The organism is Streptomyces albireticuli (assembly GCF_002192455.1).
GTDB lineage: Bacteria > Actinomycetota > Actinomycetes > Streptomycetales > Streptomycetaceae > Streptomyces > Streptomyces albireticuli_B.
The window spans coordinates 3,481,481-3,499,222 of the sequence record NZ_CP021744.1; the positions used below are offsets into that span (position 1 = coordinate 3,481,481).

General features: G+C 72.0%; 20 protein-coding genes. 8 read left to right on the top strand and 12 right to left on the bottom strand.

What is annotated here, in order from left to right; genetic code table 11:
- Positions 1-53: 53 nt before the first annotated feature.
- A complete protein-coding gene (locus SMD11_RS14735) occupies positions 54-761 on the bottom strand; it encodes a hypothetical protein (RefSeq protein WP_324614738.1) in 708 nt (235 codons plus the stop codon).
- Between the two features lie 292 nt (positions 762-1,053).
- Here SMD11_RS14735 and SMD11_RS14740 point away from each other — a divergent pair, with 292 nt between their 5' ends.
- Complete coding sequence (locus tag SMD11_RS14740) at positions 1,054-1,635, top strand: phosphatase PAP2 family protein (RefSeq protein ID WP_087926904.1); 582 nt, start codon at positions 1,054-1,056, stop codon at positions 1,633-1,635.
- Between the two features lie 39 nt (positions 1,636-1,674).
- Here the strand turns inward: SMD11_RS14740 and SMD11_RS14745 are convergent, their stop codons facing one another.
- The 3 genes from SMD11_RS14745 to SMD11_RS14755 are packed head-to-tail and all read right to left on the bottom strand — an operon-like array spanning position 1,675 to position 4,629.
- The gene (locus tag SMD11_RS14745) at positions 1,675-2,196 is read right to left on the bottom strand and encodes a pyridoxamine 5'-phosphate oxidase (RefSeq protein ID WP_087926905.1); all 522 of its coding nucleotides are present in this window, start codon (positions 2,194-2,196) and stop codon (positions 1,675-1,677) included.
- A 19-nt stretch (positions 2,197-2,215) separates the two neighbouring features.
- The gene (locus tag SMD11_RS14750) at positions 2,216-2,872 is read right to left on the bottom strand and encodes a response regulator (RefSeq protein ID WP_087926906.1); all 657 of its coding nucleotides are present in this window, start codon (positions 2,870-2,872) and stop codon (positions 2,216-2,218) included.
- A complete protein-coding gene (locus SMD11_RS14755) occupies positions 2,869-4,629 on the bottom strand; it encodes a sensor histidine kinase (RefSeq protein ID WP_234366042.1) in 1,761 nt (586 codons plus the stop codon). The genes SMD11_RS14750 and SMD11_RS14755 overlap by 4 nt, the downstream gene beginning before the upstream one ends.
- Before the next feature lie 209 nt (positions 4,630-4,838).
- On the opposite strand from SMD11_RS14755, the gene SMD11_RS14760 reads away from it, so the two are divergent.
- The 5 genes from SMD11_RS14760 (at position 4,839) to cseC (ending at position 9,246) form a co-directional block, all read left to right on the top strand.
- The gene (locus SMD11_RS14760; RefSeq protein ID WP_087926907.1) at positions 4,839-5,762 is read left to right on the top strand and encodes an A/G-specific adenine glycosylase; all 924 of its coding nucleotides are present in this window, start codon (positions 4,839-4,841) and stop codon (positions 5,760-5,762) included.
- A gap of 244 nt (positions 5,763-6,006) precedes the next feature.
- A complete protein-coding gene (locus SMD11_RS14765) occupies positions 6,007-6,555 on the top strand; it encodes a SigE family RNA polymerase sigma factor (protein ID WP_087926908.1) in 549 nt (182 codons plus the stop codon).
- On the top strand, positions 6,543-7,199 hold the full coding sequence (locus SMD11_RS14770; RefSeq protein WP_234366043.1) for an LppP/LprE family lipoprotein: 657 nt from the start codon (positions 6,543-6,545) through the stop codon (positions 7,197-7,199). The genes SMD11_RS14765 and SMD11_RS14770 overlap by 13 nt, the downstream gene beginning before the upstream one ends.
- Positions 7,200-7,206: 7 nt before the next feature.
- Positions 7,207-7,914 carry a two-component system response regulator CseB gene (gene cseB / locus SMD11_RS14775; protein WP_087926909.1) on the top strand — a complete coding sequence of 236 codons (708 nt, stop codon included), beginning with the start codon at positions 7,207-7,209 and terminating at the stop codon, positions 7,912-7,914.
- A 30-nt stretch (positions 7,915-7,944) separates the two neighbouring features.
- Positions 7,945-9,246, top strand: a complete 1,302-nt coding sequence (gene cseC / locus SMD11_RS14780) for a two-component system sensor histidine kinase CseC (protein WP_087926910.1) — start codon at positions 7,945-7,947, stop codon at positions 9,244-9,246.
- 29 nt (positions 9,247-9,275) lie between these two features.
- Here cseC and SMD11_RS14785 read toward each other — a convergent pair whose 3' ends face one another.
- Positions 9,276-9,737 (bottom strand): VOC family protein, encoded by a 462-nt coding sequence (locus SMD11_RS14785; RefSeq protein ID WP_087926911.1) that lies wholly within the window; start codon positions 9,735-9,737, stop codon positions 9,276-9,278.
- 178 nt (positions 9,738-9,915) lie between these two features.
- Positions 9,916-10,647 (bottom strand): M23 family metallopeptidase, encoded by a 732-nt coding sequence (locus tag SMD11_RS14790; protein ID WP_087926912.1) that lies wholly within the window; start codon positions 10,645-10,647, stop codon positions 9,916-9,918.
- 372 nt (positions 10,648-11,019) lie between these two features.
- On the opposite strand from SMD11_RS14790, the gene SMD11_RS14795 reads away from it, so the two are divergent.
- A complete protein-coding gene (locus SMD11_RS14795) occupies positions 11,020-11,373 on the top strand; it encodes a trypco2 family protein (protein WP_087926913.1) in 354 nt (117 codons plus the stop codon).
- A gap of 166 nt (positions 11,374-11,539) precedes the next feature.
- Here SMD11_RS14795 and SMD11_RS14800 read toward each other — a convergent pair whose 3' ends face one another.
- Positions 11,540-14,065 (bottom strand): ATP-dependent Clp protease ATP-binding subunit, encoded by a 2,526-nt coding sequence (locus SMD11_RS14800; protein ID WP_087926914.1) that lies wholly within the window; start codon positions 14,063-14,065, stop codon positions 11,540-11,542.
- A 490-nt stretch (positions 14,066-14,555) separates the two neighbouring features.
- Between SMD11_RS14800 and SMD11_RS14810 the strand changes: the two genes are divergently transcribed.
- Complete coding sequence (locus tag SMD11_RS14810) at positions 14,556-15,227, top strand: SCO3374 family protein (RefSeq protein WP_234366044.1); 672 nt, start codon at positions 14,556-14,558, stop codon at positions 15,225-15,227.
- On the opposite strand, the gene SMD11_RS14815 is transcribed toward SMD11_RS14810, so the two are convergent.
- From SMD11_RS14815 to SMD11_RS14830, 5 genes are all read right to left on the bottom strand, one after another.
- Positions 15,158-15,496: a histone-like nucleoid-structuring protein Lsr2 gene (locus SMD11_RS14815; protein ID WP_087926915.1), complete on the bottom strand. Its 339-nt coding sequence runs from the start codon at positions 15,494-15,496 to the stop codon at positions 15,158-15,160. The genes SMD11_RS14810 and SMD11_RS14815 overlap by 70 nt on opposite strands.
- 172 nt (positions 15,497-15,668) lie before the next feature.
- On the bottom strand, positions 15,669-16,187 hold the full coding sequence (locus SMD11_RS14820) for an amino-acid N-acetyltransferase (protein ID WP_087926916.1): 519 nt from the start codon (positions 16,185-16,187) through the stop codon (positions 15,669-15,671).
- 9 nt (positions 16,188-16,196) lie between these two features.
- Entirely contained in the window at positions 16,197-16,592 is a 396-nt protein-coding gene (locus SMD11_RS14825) for a BlaI/MecI/CopY family transcriptional regulator (protein WP_087926917.1), read from the bottom strand.
- 152 nt (positions 16,593-16,744) lie between these two features.
- A complete protein-coding gene (locus SMD11_RS35880) occupies positions 16,745-16,921 on the bottom strand; it encodes a hypothetical protein (protein WP_199843881.1) in 177 nt (58 codons plus the stop codon).
- Positions 16,922-16,987: 66 nt separating this feature from the next.
- Positions 16,988-17,695, bottom strand: coding sequence for a hypothetical protein (locus tag SMD11_RS14830; RefSeq protein ID WP_087926918.1), 708 nt, complete (start codon positions 17,693-17,695; stop codon positions 16,988-16,990).
- Positions 17,696-17,742: the final 47 nt, after the last annotated feature.

The following is a 17,742-nucleotide window of genomic DNA, read 5'->3' on the forward strand; positions in this document are numbered from 1 at the left end:
CGGGCCGCCTCACGCGTTTCCGGGTCAGGGCCCGTCCGGCCCCGTCACACCCGTCACGCCTTCTCCAGCTTGAACTCCAGCCGCTCGGTGACGCCCGCCACCTTGACCTCGACCCGGTAGGTGCCGGAGCCGGCCACGGCGTCGCCGGTCGGCGTCGCGCACTGCGGGGCGGTGCGCTTGCGGTCCCACTCCACCGTGCGCTTGGTCTCGCCCGAGCCGGGCAGCTCGACGAGCAGGGCGCCCGCGCCGCGGGCGCAGTCGTCGGAGGACCAGACGTGGTCGTCACCGCTGGTGATTCTCATGAACGCCGCGGGCGCGCCGAAGTTCACCTTGCAGGCGCCGCCGCCGGTGTTCTTCACCACGATCTCGAACTTGGGCTTCTCGTCCGGGCCGTAGGCGTCCTTGACGCTGCGGACCGTCAGCCGCACCGCACCTGACGCGCAGTCGGGCACGGACGAGCCGGCCGGGACGGTCTTGCCGTCACCACTGCCGAGGACACCGCCACCGCCGGAGCCGCCGGAACCCGCGCCACCGCCACCCGTCCCGCCGCCCGCGTGGTCACCACCGGAACCACCGGTCCCACTGGACCCACCGGTGCCGCCGGAGCCACCGCCCGAGTCGCCCCGGCCACCGGGTCGTTGACTGATGTGCGGGCCCGAGGGCGTCGGGCCGGGCGTGATGGTGCTGTCGGCCGGCCCCTTGCCGTTCGAGCCCTTGCCCTGGTCGCCGTCGGAACCGTTATCACCCCCAAGGGTGACCATCCACAACACCACCAGGACGATGAGGCCGAGCAGGCCAAGCGCAACTGCCCTCCGCCGCCAATAGATGGAGGAGGGAAGCGGCCCGATCGGATTGCGCAGTGATCCCACGCGAAGACTCTACGAGAGATCGGCCGGGGCACCAGCCCATACCCGCCGCATGGGTGCCTACTTTTCTCATCATCTGCCCGCATGGAAGGGCCGTTCCGTTGTCGGCACCTGACGAAAGTCAGGGTTGTCGTATGCCTATCGCCCGGTGTGGCGAGGAGGTGACGGTCCGTACGGTCCTGTGCCCATGGACAACGATCTCTACGTCGACATCACCGACTTCGCCCACTCCACGCCCGGCTGGGTGCAGGACCTCGCGGAAGTGGGGACGGAGGCCGGGCTGTTGCTGCTGATGGCGGTGGCGGTCGCCGTCTGGTGGCGGGCCCGCAGGGGCGGCGCCCGCCAGGTCGCGCTGGCGCTGCTGGCGCCGGTCACCACGGCGCTGGCGTACGGCGTCAGCGAGGCCGTCAAGAGCGTCGTCGAGGAGGACCGGCCGTGCCGGGCGGTGGCGGGCGCGGTCACCTCGCTCGCGCCCTGCCCGCCGCCGGGCGACTGGTCCTTCCCGAGCAACCACGCCACGCTCGCCGCGGCGCTCGCGGCCGGGGCCGCGCTGGCCCGGCGGCTGGTGGCGTGGCTGGTGCTGCCGCTGGCCCTGCTGGTCGCCTTCTCCCGTGTCTTCCTCGGTGTCCACTACCCGCACGACGTGGCGGTGGGCCTGCTGCTGGGCACGGCCGTCGCGCTGCTGGGCGCCCGGCTGCTCGTGGGACGCGGCACGGCGCTGGTCGAGCGGGCGCGCGCGGGGCGGCTGCGGATGCTCGTACGGGCGTGAGGGCGGGGTCCTGCCGGGGACCCGCCCTCCGCCGGCCGGTCAGGGCCGGGTCCACTCCGTCTTGTGGCCGAAACCCTGGCCGTTGTCGATCAGCCGCAGCCAGTCGGGGCGCAGTTCCCACAGGTCCGTGCGCTCCATGGCCTGGCGGAGGCGGTCGTTGCGCTCCACGTAGGGGAAGCGCGTGGCGTACGCGCGCCAGTGCGCCTCGCGCTCCGCGCCCTCCAGGCGGCGGCACGCGCCCCGGCCCTGCATGCCCGTCAGGGCGGTCCACACCTGGCCTTCCCGCTGGGCGGTGAAGGCGGCCCGCCCGTCGCCGGCGAGGAGCGCGCGGCCGTGGCGGGTGGTGGCCGAGGTGACGAAGAGCAGGGCGGGACCCTCGGGGTGCACGCCCCCCGTCTCGTCCTCACCTTCGCCGCCGGGCCCGGGTCCCGGCTCCGCGACCGCGTAGAGCACGGCGCACGCCTGCGGCCCGTCCTCGTCCACGTAGGCCAGGGTCATGGTCGTGTGCGCGTCGAGGGCGGCGAGGATCTCACGCGGCACTCTGCTCTCCGTCTCGCTCATGGGCCCCATTCCACCCCGCTCACGCTCCGGTCACCAGTCCGGCCTCGTACGCGAGGATCGCGGCCTGCACACGGTTCCCGACCTCCAGGTGGTCCAGGACGGCGCTGACGTAGCCCTTGACCGTGCCCTCGACGAGGTGCAGGCGGCGGGCTATCCCGGCGTTGGAGAGGCCCTCGCCGAGCAGGGCGAGGACCTCGCGCTCGCGGGCGGTGAGCCCGGCGGTGCGGGCACGGGCGGCGGTGCCGCGCGTCAGGCGCTCGCCGCCGAGCTCGGCGATGACGTGCCGGGCGACCTTCGGGGAGAGGTAGGCGGCGCCGTCGGCCACGGCGCGTACGCCCGCCATCAGCTCGTACGGGTCGCCGGACTTGAGGAGGAAGCCGGTGGCGCCGCCGCCGAGGGCGCGGGAGACATAGGCGTCCTCGGAGAAGGTGGTGAGGATCGCGACCGCCGTGCCGGGGACGGTGCGCCGGATCTCCTCGCAGGCGGCGAGGCCGTCCATGACGGGCATGCGGATGTCCAGCAGCGCCACGTCGGGGCGGTGCGCGCGGGCCGCCTCCACGGCCTGCCGGCCGTCGGCGGCCTCGGCGACCACCTCGACGGCGGGGTCGGCCGCGAGGACGGCCCGTACGCCCGCCCGGATCATCGCCTCGTCGTCCGCGAGGAGAACCCTGATCACTCTCTTTCCTCCTGGTCCACGGTGTGGGGTGTGCCGGCCCTGGGAACGCGGACCTTCGCCACGAGGCGGTCGTCGCGGAAGCAGAGCCTGTAGTGGTCGACGCTGACGAAGAGCTCGCCGGAGGCCCGGTAGTAGCGGCAGTCCGCACCCGTGGGCGGCGCCGGGGCCCGGTCGGAGGGCGGGTCGGCGACCTCGCGGTCCGGCAGTACGGGCGCGACGGCGGCGTACGGGGTGCCGACGCGCAGCCCCGCGTAGCCGGCGGGCGTGAGCACCGAGTGCGCCTCCACGTAGGCGTACCAGCCGAAGGCGGCGGTCACGAAGACGGTGGCGCCCGCGCCGGCCACGGCGAACGGCATGACGATCCCGCGGCGGGTGGCCCGTCGCGCGCGGGCGAAGGCGTCGGGCGGGGTGGCCCCGGAGAGCGGCGTCCCGGGCGGTAGGTGCGGGTGGGCGCCCGAGCGGTCGGGTACGGGGCCGTCGGGTACGAGACCGTCGACTACGGAGCCGTCGAGCGCGGAGCCGTCGGGCACGGAACCGCCACGTACGGGCGTACGAGCACCCCGCGCGCGGGTCACCGGGCTGTCGGCCCCGGCTGCCGCCGCCGTGTGCGGGAGCCTCGCGCGGACCCGGAAGCCCCCGTCGCGCGGGCCCGCCGTGAAGTCGCCTCCGGCCAGCGCGACCCGCTCACGCAGCCCGAGCAGGCCGGTGCCGCCGTGCGGCGCCGTGACGGGCGGCCGGGCGCGGCCGGGGCCGTCGCCCGGGGCCGAGCCGTTGGCCACCGTCACCACGGTCTCCCCCGGGCGCTCCTCGACGTCCACGGTGACCTCGGCGCCGGGCGCGTGCTTGGCGGCGTTGGTCAGCGCCTCCTGGACGACCCGGTAGGCGGCGCGGGCCGCCATGGAGGCCGCCCCTCGCGCTTCCTCGCGCGGGGCGCGCAGGCGCACGGGCAGGCCCGAGGCGGCCGCCCGCGCGACGAGTGCCGCGACCGTCTCGTCGGCGGGGGTGAGCGGGGGCGGCGACGGGTCCCGGAGGATGCCGATGATCTCGCGGAGCCGGTCGGTCGCGTCGGCGGCCGCGCCACGCAGCTCGGCGGCCGCCGCCCGGTGCTCCGGGGCGAGGCCGGGCGCCACCTGGAGGGCTCCGGCGCGCAGCGCGACGAGGCTGAGCTCGTGGCCGAGGGAGTCGTGCATGTCCTGGGCGATGCGGGCGCGCTCCCGCAGCCGGGCCCGGTCGGCGACGATCTCCTGCTCGCGCTCCAGCTGCGCGGCGCGGCTCCAGCCCGCGGCGACCAGGGCGCGGTGCTGGCGCCCGTAGCGGCCGATCAGCCAGGGGAAGACGGCGCCGAAGAGCAGGGTGCCGATCAGAACCAGCCATTCGACGACCGGGTCGACGCCCCGCAGGGCGACGAGCGGTGTGCCCGCGGCGGCGAGGCCCGCGAAGGCGTACAGCGCCGGGCGGGGCCCTTCGGCGCGGCGGCCGAGAAGGTAGGCGAGGACGGCCAGGGCGGGCCCGTAGGCCAGTGTGAACAGCGACGGCGAGAGCGCGAGGCCGAGGCCGGCCACCAGCAGCAGGGCCAGGACGGGCCGGGGCCGGGAGAGCGCGACGGCGAGCGCGAGCACGGCGCAGCCGGCCGCGTGCTGCCACCAGGGCCGGGGCTCGTTCAGGCCGAGCGGCCCCAGCGCGGGCGCGGGCGCGGCGAGGGCCGCCCACAGCAGGGCGTCGGGCAGGGCCGCGCGCGGGGTGACGGTGCGTCTCACCGGGCCGACGGTACAAGCGGACGGGGCCGCGGCGCCTCTGACGAAAGTCAGGTGTTCGAGAGAAAGATGCAGGTCGGGCGGGGGGAGCCAGTGCGTGGGCCGGGTCGGCGGGAGCCCTCGGTCGCCCGGCCCGGGCCCGGCGAAAGTCCGCCCCACGGGGCCCGGCGCGTTTCACCGGTGTGCGGGTCCGTGTCAGGATCGATGACGCCATGACTGCCATGACTGCACCGCCCGAGACGCCGGCCCTCCTCCACGACCCCGTCATCGACTGGTTCGGCGCCCATGCCCGTGATCTCCCCTGGCGCCGCCCGGAGGCGGGGCCGTGGGGGGTGATGGTCAGCGAGTTCATGCTCCAGCAGACGCCGGTCAGCCGGGTGCTGCCGGTGTACGAGCAGTGGCTGGCCCGCTGGCCGCGCCCGGCCGACCTGGCCGCCGAGCCGCCCGGCGAGGCGGTCCGCGCGTGGGGCCGGCTCGGCTATCCGCGGCGTGCGCTGCGGCTGCACGCCGCCGCGTCGGCGATCACGGAGCTGCACGGCGGCGAGGTGCCGCACGACCACGCCCGGCTGCTGGCGCTGCCCGGCGTCGGCGAGTACACGGCGGCGGCCGTGGCGTCCTTCGCGTACGGGCAGCGGCACGCCGTCCTCGACACCAACGTCCGCCGGGTCTTCGCCCGGGCCGTGAGCGGCGCCCAGTACCCGCCGAACGCGACGACCGCCGCCGAGCGGAAGCTGGCCCGCGCGCTGCTGCCCGACAGCGAGCCGGTGGCCGCCCGCTGGGCCGCGGCGACCATGGAGCTGGGCGCGCTGGTGTGCACGGCCCGCACCCCGGACTGCGCCCGCTGCCCGATCGCGGACCGGTGCGCGTGGCGGGCGGCGGGCTCGCCGGAGCACGACGGTCCGCCGCGCCGGACCCAGAGCTACGCGGGCACGGACCGGCAGGTGCGCGGCAAGCTGCTGGCCGTGCTGCGGGAGGCGATCGACCCCGTGCCGCAGGCGGTGCTGGACACGGTGTGGGACGAGCCGGTGCAGCGGGCCCGCGCGCTGGACGGGCTGGTGGCGGACGGCCTGGTGGAGCCGCTGGCCGGCGGCTGGTACCAGCTGCCGCTCAGCACCCCGGCACCCCCGGCGCAGTGACACCGGCGCACACACGGCCGTCACACCGCCGCACACATCACGGTGACGAAGTGAAGGCGCGGAGCCCCCTTTGCGCCCCATTTCTTCGTCTTTAACGTTCCGCTGTTACACAACCTATGGACAGCTGTGTATCAGCCGAAGGGCTGCTGCACATGGCGTCGCAACAGCGCCTCCGTAGCGTCCTACCCGTGCTGGAGGACCACCAGCGTGACGCGGGGAACGCAAGCGGAATGGAGGCTGCACGATGGCCAGCAGCGGCAAGGTTCTGGACTTCGAAGAGTACGTGCGCAACCGTCAGGACGCCCTCCTGCGCAGCGCCCGCCGCCTCGTGCCCGACCCCATCGACGCGCAGGACCTCCTCCAGACGGCGCTGGTGCGCACGTACGGCCGCTGGGACGGCATAGCGGACAAGTCGCTGGCCGACGCCTACCTCCGGCGTGTCATGATCAACACTCGTACGGAGTGGTGGCGCGCCCGCAAGCTGGACGAGGTCCCCACCGAGCAGCTCCCCGACGCGAGCGTCGAGGACGGCACGGAGCAGCACGCCGATCGCGCCCTGCTGATGGACATCCTCGGAGTCCTGGCACCCAAGCAGCGCAGCGTCGTCGTGCTGCGACACTGGGAGCAGATGAGCACCGAGGAGACCGCGGAGGCGCTCGGCATGTCGACGGGCACGGTCAAGAGCACGCTGCACAGGGCGCTCGCCCGGCTGCGTCAGGAGCTGGAGAGCCGCGACCTGGACTTCCACGCCCTGGAGCGCAACGAGCGGGGGCAGGAACGGTGCGCAGCCTGAGAAAGGCGGCTCCCGCACGGCCGGCACTGATCACCGGCGGCACGGCCACAGCGTTGGCCGCTGCCGCCGGTCTTCTGCTTGCCGGGTGCGACGCGGGCAGCGAGGGCGTCCGCAAGGAGGGCACCGCGCAGACCCAGTCCGCGGCGAAGCCCAGCCGGGTGCCCTCGGCGTCGGCCGTGCCCACGCACGAGAAGGTCGACGCCATCAAGCTGATCAAGAGTGATCCGAAGGTCAGCGATCAGGTCAAGAAGAACCTCAAGCCCTGCACGAAGAACAACTACCCGGTGGACGTGATCTACGGGCAGTTGACCGACGGCTCCCGCAACGACGTGGTGATCAACGTCATGACCTGCGCGGATTCCATCGGCGTCGGTTCCTATGTGTACCGTGCGAAGGGCGACTCGTACGTGAACGTGTTCTCGGCCGAGCAGCCGCCCGTCTACGCCGACATCGACCGCCGTGACCTCCAGGTCACCCGGGAGGTCTACGGTCCGGGTGACGCGGCGTGCTGCGCGTCGGGCAGGGATGTCATGACGTACCACTGGTCGGGGAACGAGTTCCGGGAGACCGGTCGCACCCATACCGACTTCAGCAAGGTCGGTAACAACGACAAGGAACTCCCGAGCGTGGGAACGGAGGGCTGAGAGCGGCGTGGCCGATACCCATGTGCTCTTCGTCGAGGACGACGACGTCATTCGCGAGGCGACCCAGCTGGCACTGGAGCGCGACGGCTTCGAGGTGACCGCGGTGCCGGACGGGCTGCTGGGGCTGGAGAGATTCCGCGCCCGTAAGCCCGACATCGCGCTCCTCGACGTCATGGTGCCCGGCCTGGACGGCGTCAGCCTCTGCCGCCGGATCCGTGACGAGTCGACCGTCCCCGTGATCATGCTGTCCGCGCGCGCGGACAGCATCGACGTCGTGCTCGGCCTGGAGGCCGGGGCGGACGACTATGTGACCAAGCCCTTCGACGGCGCCGTGCTCGTCGCCCGGATAAGGGCCGTGCTGCGCCGCTTCGGCCACGCCAGCGGCCCGAACGGCACGGCGGGCACCGAGCAGCCGGAGCCGCTCGCGGGCGGCGTGCTGCGCTTCGGTGACCTGGAGGTCGACACGGAGGGCATGGAGGTCCGCAAGGCGGGCGAGCCCGTCGCCCTCACGCCCACCGAGATGCGGCTGCTGCTGGAGTTCTCGGCGGCGCCCGGCACCGTGCTCTCCCGCGACCGGCTGCTGGAGCGGGTCTGGGACTACGGCTGGGGCGGCGACACCCGGGTGGTGGACGTCCATGTGCAGCGGCTGCGCGGCAAGATCGGCCAGGACCGGATCGAGACGGTCCGTGGCTTCGGCTACAAGCTCAGAGGCTGAGCACCCGATGGTGACCCACCGGACCCCGTCGTGGTGAAGCTCGCCCTCCGCTCGGGCCTGCGCTGGAAGGTCAGCCTGGCCATCGCCGGGGTCAGCGCGCTCGTGGCCGTCGCGCTCAGCCTCGTCGTGCACAACGCGGCCCGGCTGTCGATGCTCGACAACAGCCGGGACGTGATGGACGAGCGCGTCCAGATCGCCCAGAGGTACTACGAGAACACCGGCCGGCTGATGCTCCACGCCAAGGTCGACGACCCCGCGCTGCCGGGCCAGCTGCGGGACGCGGCCGCGGTGGGGCTGCGCGCCACCTACCTCCAGGACTCCGCCGGCAACGGCACCCCGGAGGTCTGGGCCTCGGTGCCGCTGCGCAACGGCAAGATCCTCTCGATCCACACCAAGTTCAAGGACCGCTTCTCGATCATCGACACCCTGGACCGGGTGCTGATCATCGGGTCGGTCTCCGTGGTGCTCGGCGGCACCGCCCTGGGCATCCTCATCGGCGGCCAGCTCTCCCGGCGGCTGCGCAAGGCCGCCACCGCCGCCCGCAAGGTCGCCGACGGCGACCCCGAGGTGCGGGTGCGCGAGGCCATCGGCGGCCGGGTGCGCGACGAGACGGACGACCTGGCGCGTGCCGTCGACGGCATGGCCGAGGCGCTCCAGGACCGTCTGGAGGCCGAGCGGCGGGTCACCGCCGACATCGCCCACGAGCTGCGTACGCCCGTCACCGGCCTGCTCACCGCCGCCGAGCTGCTGCCGCCCGGCCGCCCCACCGAGCTCGTGCGGGACCGGGCGCAGGCGATGCGCACCCTGGTCGAGGACGTGCTGGAGGTCGCCCGGCTGGACGGCTTCGCGGAGCGCGCCGAGATGCAGGACATCCGGCTCGGGGAGTTCGTGGTGCGCCGGGTGCGGATCGTGGAGCCCGAGGCCCGGGTCAAGGTCGTCCGCGACGCCTACGTCTCCACCGACCCGCGCCGCCTGGAGCGCATCCTCGGCAATCTCCTCGCCAACGCCGCCAAGCACGGCCGGGGCCCCTTCGAGGTCACGGTCGAGGGGCGGGTGCTGCGCGTGCGCGACCACGGCCCGGGGTTCCCGGAGGAGCTCCTGGAGAAGGGCCCGAGCCGCTTCCGCACGGGCAGCAAGGACCGCGCGGGCAAGGGCCACGGCCTGGGCCTGACCATCGCGGCCGGCCAGGCCCGCGTCCTGGGGGCGCGCCTCACGTTCCGCAACGCGGATCCGGAGGCCGAGGGCGGTACGGGCGCGATCGCGGTGCTGTGGCTGCCGGAATCGGCGCCGACGAGCACGGGGAGTTTCCCGATCATCCGGGTGCCGGACTGAAATAGCCCCGCGCGACGGCCGCCCCGCCCTTACATCGGGTCCACGCACTCCCCCCAGTCCTTCGCGAGATCCAGCCGCTCATTCCGCTCGGTCAGGGAAAACCAGTTCCCCGAGTCGTCCCGCAGAATCGCCTCGGTCCCGTAAGGCCGCTCCTGCGGTTCCTGAAGGAATTCCACGCCCTTTTCCCGGAGCGTCTCGTAATCCCGCCGGACGTCGTCCGTGCTCAGCACCCCGGCCCCCAGCGCCCCTTTTTCGATCAGCGTCCGCACGGCCTCGGCCGACTCCGGGTCCAGTCCGGGCGGGCCGGGGACCATCAGGGTGAGCTCGACGTCCGGCTGGCTCCGGGCGCCGACCGTCAGCCAGCGCATGCCCTTGTCGCCCCCCATGGTCATGTCGGTGCGGACCTCCAGACCGAGCTTCTCGGTGTAGAAGTCCTTCGCCCGGTCCTGGTCGAGGACCCAGACGGTGGTGATGGCGATGCCCTTGATCATGGCGCGCTCCCGGGTTTCGTACGGCCGGGCGTTCGTACCGCCTCACGACCACCGTAGGCACGGCCCGCGCCGCCCGCTCCCCGGGCACGACGAAGCCGGCGCACCGCGCGGAGACGGTGCGCCGGCTCGTGACCGACGTGGTGGGTCCGGCGTCAGGGCGCCGGGGACGTCAGGACCGTCAGAGGGTCTCGCCGTGGGCCTTCAGGAAGCCGACCGGCTCGACGGCGGTGCCGTAGTTCGGGGTCGTGCGGATCTCGAAGTGCAGGTGGGGGCCGGAAGAGTTGCCGGTGGAGCCCGACAGACCGATCTCCTGGCCGGTGGTCACGGTCTGGCCGACCGAGACCTTCACCAGCGAGAGGTGGGCGTACTGCGAGTACGTGTTGTCGTCGTGCTTGATCACGATGGCGTTGCCGTACGCGGGACCGTCGCCGCCGCCGTTGGGGCCGGCCTTGACGACCGTACCGCCGTGCACGGCCTTCACGGACGTGCCGGTGTTCACGACCAGGTCCTGGCCGCTGTGCTTGCTGGTCCACATGGCGCCGGACTTACCGAAGGGCTGGCCGACCTGGTAGCCCTCGACGGGCGAGACCCAGGCGTCCACGCGCTTGCGGCTGGCCTCGGCGGCGCTGCGGGCGTCCGCGGCGCGCTTCTCGGCGTCCTTCTTGGCCTGCTCCTGCGCGGCCTTGTCCTTGGCCGCGGCCTTCAGCTGCGTGTCGGCCTGGGCGTGCAGGGCGTCGTCCAGCGCCGCGACGGACGCGAAGGCGGGGAGCTGCGCCTGCGAGGTGGTGTCAGCCGCCAGCGCCACACCGGTTCCGAGCGCGAGCGAGGCTCCGAGGCCGGCGGCCACGACGGCGGCACGGGTACGGAGAACGGACGTGCCGGAATTACGGAAAGTGGCGAGCTTCGACATAAACAAATACCTCCAGGCAGGAATGGGTCCCGGCTGCGAACTGCCGCGAACCGGGATCGCCATACCTTGGTAACCCGCATCCACCGTCCTGCCAAGGACGGCCTCTACTAGCGAATGCAGTAGTGAGGACGGGGTGACCGGCACCCTTACCGAGGGGCATTTCGGGCCCGGCACACGGGCCTGCGGAGCCTTTTCAAGACCATCCGGAGGGCAATTGCTCTGCTATTCGCCGTAGTATGTGACCCACGCCCTATGGGCCGTATCACCGCGAATGGACTTTCGGCCTTACCCGTTCCGGGACCAAGGGCCCGCCCCCGGCGGTACGCTCCCGTCAGCAGACGTACGGACGCACGCAGCCGGGGGGCCGCCGCGATGGGCAACGATTCCCGCTTCTCCCACCTTGAGGACATCGAGCTGGCGGACGCCGTCCAGGCGGTCCGCGAGGGCCTCACCACCGCCGCGGCCCGCGGTCAGGGCGAGGAGATCGTCTTCGACGTCGGCGAGATCTCCATGGAGTTCACCGTCGAGATCCGCCGGGACGCGACGGGCAAGGGCGGGGTGAAGGCCTGGGTGATCAGCGCGGACGCCGAGGCCTCCCGCGGCTCCACCCGGACCCACCGGGTCGCCTTCACCCTCACCCCGAAGGACGCCCGCACGGGCGGCGGCGTGCGCGTGGGGAACGAGCGCCCGGGCGGCGTCTCGCGCTTCGGCTCCACGGGGCGGTGACCCGGCCCGGGGCCACCCGGCGACCCCGGCGGCGGGACGGGCCGCCGCCCCTGCGGCGCGGCCCTTCCCGGACCGCGGCCCTTCCCGGGCACGGAAAAGGGTCGGCCCCGGAACCGGTGAACGGTTCCGGGGCCGACCCGGGGTCCTTGACGGACCCGATCGCCGCTTAGGCGTCCTTCGACAGGTTCGGGCCCGCGCCACCGGCGGTGGACTCGATCGGCGGGGTGTCCGGCAGAGCCGACTTCTCCTCGCCGCGGAAGGTGAACTTCTTCTCCTCACCCTCACCCTCGATGCCCACGACCACGATGTGGCCCGAGCGCAGCTCGCCGAAGAGGATCTTCTCCGAGAGGATGTCCTCGATCTCGCGCTGGATCGTGCGGCGCAGCGGGCGGGCGCCCAGGATCGGGTCGTAGCCACGCTTGGCGAGGAGCGACTTGGCTTCCGAGCTCAGCTCGATGCCCATGTCGCGGTCCTTCAGCCGCTCGTCCACCTTGGCGATCATGAGGTCGACGATCTGGATGATGTCTTCCTCGGTGAGCTGGTGGAAGACGACCGTGTCATCGACGCGGTTGAGGAACTCGGGGCGGAAGTGCTGCTTGAGCTCTTCGTTGACCTTGGCCTTCATCCGCTCGTACCCGGTCTTGACGTCGCCCTGGGCGGCGAAGCCCAGGTTGAAGCCCTTGGAGATGTCCCGGGTGCCGAGGTTGGTCGTCATGATGATGACGGTGTTCTTGAAGTCGACCACCCGGCCCTGGGAATCGGTCAGGCGACCGTCCTCCAGGATCTGGAGCAGCGAGTTGAAGATGTCCGGGTGGGCCTTCTCGACCTCGTCGAAGAGGACGACGGAGAACGGCTTGCGGCGCACCTTCTCGGTGAGCTGGCCGCCCTCTTCGTAGCCCACGTATCCGGGCGGGGAGCCGAAGAGACGCGAGACGGTGTGCTTCTCGCTGAACTCCGACATGTCGAGGGAGATCAGGGCGTCCTCGTCGCCGAAGAGGAATTCGGCGAGCGTCTTGGACAGCTCCGTCTTACCGACACCGGACGGGCCGGCGAAGATGAAGGAGCCGCCGGGGCGCTTCGGGTCCTTGAGGCCCGCACGCGTGCGCCGGATGGCCTGGGAGAGCGCCTTGATGGCGTCCTTCTGGCCGATGACGCGCTTGTGCAGCTCGTCCTCCATGCGCAGCAGGCGGGAGGACTCCTCCTCCGTCAGCTTGAAGACCGGGATGCCGGTCGCCGTCGCGAGGACCTCGGCGATCAGGTCGCCGTCGACCTCGGCGACGACGTCCATGTCGCCGGCCTTCCACTCCTTCTCGCGCTTGGCCTTGGCGGCGAGGAGCTGCTTCTCCTTGTCGCGCAGCGAGGCGGCCTTCTCGAAGTCCTGCGAGTCGATCGCGGACTCCTTGTCCCGGCGCACGTCGGCGATCTTCTCGTCGAACTCGCGGAGGTCCGGCGGCGCGGTCATCCGGCGGATGCGCATCCGGGAGCCGGCCTCGTCGATCAGGTCGATCGCCTTGTCCGGCAGGAAGCGGTCGGAGATGTAGCGGTCGGCCAGCTGGGCGGCCTGGACCAGGGCCTCGTCCGTGATGGAGACGCGGTGGTGCGCCTCGTAACGGTCGCGGAGACCCTTGAGGATCTCGATGGTGTGCGGCAGCGAGGGCTCGGCGACCTGGATGGGCTGGAAGCGGCGCTCGAGGGCGGCGTCCTTCTCCAGGTGCTTGCGGTACTCGTCCAGCGTGGTGGCGCCGATGGTCTGGAGCTCGCCTCGGGCCAGCATGGGCTTGAGGATGCTCGCGGCGTCGATCGCGCCCTCGGCGGCGCCCGCACCCACCAGGGTGTGGAGCTCGTCGATGAACAGGATGATGTCGCCGCGGGTGCGGATCTCCTTGAGGACCTTCTTCAGGCGCTCCTCGAAGTCACCGCGGTAGCGGGAGCCGGCGACCAGGGCGCCGAGGTCGAGGGTGTAGAGGTGCTTGTCCTTGAGGGTCTCGGGCACCTCGCCCTTGACGATGGCCTGGGCCAGTCCCTCGACGACGGCGGTCTTGCCGACGCCGGGCTCGCCGATGAGGACCGGGTTGTTCTTGGTACGGCGGGACAGCACCTGCATGACCCGCTCGATCTCCTTCTCGCGCCCGATGACCGGGTCGAGCTTGGACTCACGGGCGGCCTGCGTGAGGTTGCGGCCGAACTGGTCCAGGACGAGCGAGGTCGAGGGGGTGCCCTCGGCCGGGCCGCCGGCGGTGGCGGCCTCCTTGCCCTGGTAGCCGGAGAGCAGCTGGATGACCTGCTGCCGCACCCGGTTCAGATCGGCGCCCAGCTTGACCAGGACCTGGGCGGCGACGCCCTCGCCCTCGCGGATCAGGCCGAGCAGGATGTGCTCCGTACCGATGTAGTTGTGGCCGAGCTGGAGGGCCTCGCGGAGCGAAAGCTCCAGGACCTTCTTGGCACGGGGAGTGAAGGGAATGTGCCCGGACGGGGCCTGCTGGCCCTGACCGATGATCTCCTCCACCTGCTGGCGGACCGCCTCGAGCGAAATCCCGAGGCTCTCCAGGGCCTTAGCGGCGACACCCTCACCCTCATGGATCAGGCCCAGGAGAATGTGCTCGGTGCCGATGTAGTTGTGGTTGAGCATCCGGGCTTCTTCCTGAGCCAGGACGACAACCCGCCGCGCGCGGTCGGTGAACCTCTCGAACATCGTTAATCGCTCCTCAGAGCGGTCAGGCAGTTAGGGGTCGGTCCCCTCCCTGTCCTTCCGCATGCTAGTCCCGTGGGACGGGACAGCTCATTCCAACTGCCGACATCCGTCCGGATCACCCCCGCGGTGGCGGGAGAAACCTGCTGCCGAACAGCCGACAACTCCTCCAACCCGATGGTGGGAGACGATGTTCCCGCAGGCCAGGGATATACGCCCACCACCACTACGCCCATGGCGAACGCCCGCTCGGCCCGACACGCCCGCCCGCGGCCCGGGTGGTGCGCTCCGCGCGCTGCTATACCGCCTCTTCCCACTGGGAATGTCCTACCCGCAAGCATTGACAATCCATGCGGCGCGAACACCCTCCATCCGCTACGGGCGAACACCCCCGCGCCACCTGGAGCCCCCGCGCGCCCCTCACTCCTTATACGGAGCGTGCCCAACTATCAACCCTGCGTAACCTCTTGGGAGTTTCACAGTTGCACCGCGTATGACCGCAACCCTCCCGGGCCCCTGTGTTCCCCCGTGTCCATGGTGCCAGGCGCGCCGGTGGTACGAGCACGGGCTGCGGTGGCCGACCGCGGGTCCCTGCTCCCAGGCGCCTCTGTCCCTGCTCACCGGGGTGCGGTTCGACGCCCTGGACCTACCCGTGGACGCCGGTTTCGCCGTGCTGCGGCGCGTCGGGCGGACCGGGCCGGTCGCGCTCGACGGCCGGGCGCGCAGGCTGCGCTTCCTGATCGCCGCGGGCAGCGCGGACGAGCTGCCCGGGCTGCTCGACTGGCTGGAGTGGGGCGGGGTGGCCCTGGATCTGACCGCTCTGGGTGCGGGCGGCCGGATCGTCGCGCCCTTGCCGCGCTCCGCCGGGGACCGCGGGGGCCGCGGACACCTCGGGGCGCTCGGCGCGGGGAGGGCCGTATGGGTACGGCCTCCCGAGCCGGGGCGCGAAGTCGAGCCGACGCTTCCGGTGACCGGACTCGGGGGCGAGGGGGGCGCCCCCGATCTCGTACGGCTCGTGAGCGCGGCGGCCACGGAGTGCCACCGGGCCCGTTTGCTGCGCGCCGGGGAGGCGCGCACACGCCGGCCGACGGGAGATCAGCCGTTGGCCTTCTCGTACGCCTCACGGATGTCGGCGGGGACGCGGCCGCGGTCGTTGACGTTGTAGCCGTTCTTCTTGGCCCACGCGCGGATCTTCGCGGTGTCGGGGCTGCCACCCGTGGCACCGGCGCGCACCTTGCTGCGGCCGGCCGCGGCGCGGCCACCCGTGCGACGACCGCTCTTGGTGTACGGCTCCAGCAGGCCGCGCAGCTTGTCCGCGTTGGCCGTCGTGAGGTCGATCTCGTAGGTCTTGCCGTCGAGCGCGAACGTCACGGTCTCGTCCGCCTCGCCACCGTCGAGGTCATCGACAAGAAGGACCTGAACCTTCTGTGCCACGGGGAATCCTTTCAGTGGAAAATGGGATTACGGAGGAATAGCAAACCGCCTTTGCCGGAAAAACACAAACCCCCCGGGAAGGTTCAGCCCGCCTTCCGCGTGGGAACCATCCCTTCCGGAGGCATGTGATAGGGGCGCGATTCGGACATAGGGACCGCGATAGGGGTCGCGATCACAGATGCAGAAGCATCCGGCTGTTGCCAAGGGTGTTCGGCTTCACCCGTTCGAGACCCAGGAACTCGGCAACGCCCTCGTCATAGGAACGCAGCAGCTCGCTGTAGACATCACCGTCCACCGGCGTCTCACCGATCTCCACGAAGCCGTGCTTCGCGAAGAAGTCCACTTCGAAGGTGAGGCAGAAAATGCGCCGGACGCCGAGCCAGCGCGCCGTCTGGAGCAGCTTGTCCAGTACCGAGTGGCCGACGCCCGCGCCCCGGGCGGCCGGGTCCACGGCGAGAGTGCGCACCTCCGCGAGGTCTTCCCACATCACATGGAGTGCGCCGCAGGCGATGACGGTGCCGTCCGCGTCCCGCTCCGCCACCCAGAACTCCTGGATGTCCTCGTAAAGCGTGACGGTGGCTTTGTCGAGGAGGATGCGCTCGCGAACGTACGTGTTGAGGATGCGGCGGAGCGCGGGAACATCGCTGGTCCGAGCGCGGCGGACGGTGACGACATTAGATAGTGCGGGCATGGCGGGACGCTATCGCCCCGGAGGGCCGCCCGGCTCCCCGGGCCCGTCGAGTTGCACCACCCGGATCGCGTCACGCAGGGCTTCGCGTTGTTCGGCCGACATCATGCCGAAGAAGGCCACGAGAGCGGCCGCGGGGTTGTCGCTGAGGGACCACGCTTCGTTCATCAGTGCGGCCGAGTAGGCGGCCCGGTTGGAGACCGCCTCATATCGATAGGCGCGGCCTTCCGCTTCCCGGCGCAGCCAGCCCTTCTGATACAGGTTGTCCATTACGGTCATCACGGTCGTGTACGCGATGGACCGTTCCTGTTGAAGGTCTTCCAGCACTTCTCGAACAGTGACCGGCCGGTTCCAGTCCCACACGCGCGTCATGACGGCGTCTTCCAGATCACCCAGGCGTCGAACCACACGCGAATAATAGTGGGAGATGTCTAGAATGCCGGTTTATCGGGGCGGCATAGCGGCAGCAAAAAGGGCGCACGGCCGAGAATTGCGCTCTCGGTCCGTACGCCCGGGGGGACGTGCCGCGGCCTCAGGGCCGCGCGCGTCCCGGCGACACCTCAGGCTTCGCCGGCCTTGGGCTGTCGGGCACTCTCGGCGCGGGCGAGGGCGGCGTCGACGAGAGCGTCTTCCTTGCCCTTGTTCGCACCACCCTGACTCTTGACGATCGTCACGACCAGGGCGGTGAATGCGACCGCCATCACCACGGGCGGCACCAGTGCGGCGACATAATCCATGGCCGTCGGCTCCTTCTGGGTCGGTATTGCGCGGCTTGTGAGCGACCCGTCCAGATTACGCGCGCGTCAGGCGGGTCTGGCCTCGGGTCCCCGCACCGCGCCGGGCGGCGTCGCCTTGCGCCGGGGCGGGAACACCTCGCCGGGGGTGGGAATGGGGCGCCCGGGGGCCGCCGGCCCTTTCGGGGCCTTCGGATCCGGCTTCGGGGCCGGATCCGGGGCGGGTTTCGGCTTCGGCTCGGCCCCCTCGGCCCCCGTACCGCCGGACGCGCGGCCGCCGGGCAGGGCCAGCAGCCGGCCACGGCCCGGCAGCGGCCCGTCGGGGGCGGTCGCGCGGTCCGCGAGCCGGGCCCGTACGTCCTGCTCGGCCAGGCGCTCGCAGCGGGCCAGCAGGGCGCGGCGGCGGCCGGCCTCCTCGCGGCCGGCGGGCGCCGCGCACAGGCGGCGGAGGGCGGCCAGGTCGTCCGCTCCGGGCCGGTAGCCCGCCTTGAGGGCGTCCTGGAGCCGCTCCGCGTAGCCGACGACGGCACCGGGCAGGGCGGCGCGGTAGCGGGCGAGGTCGGCGAGGAGGAAGGCGCGCAGCCTGCCGCCCTCGCGCGCGGCCTCGTCCACGGCCTCCGCGAGCCGGAGGCACTCGCGCACCTCTTCGTCGCGCTCGGGGCCGGAGTGCCGGGGGACGGACTCGGGGTGAAGGGCGATGGCGAGGGCTCGGCGCAGCACGCGCAGTTCGTCCGCGCTGAACGCCATGCCGCCGCGGGATCCATAGGGCGTGGGCATGGGCCGACTTTAAGTGCTAAGCGGACAAATTTCGCTGAGCTGCCGTT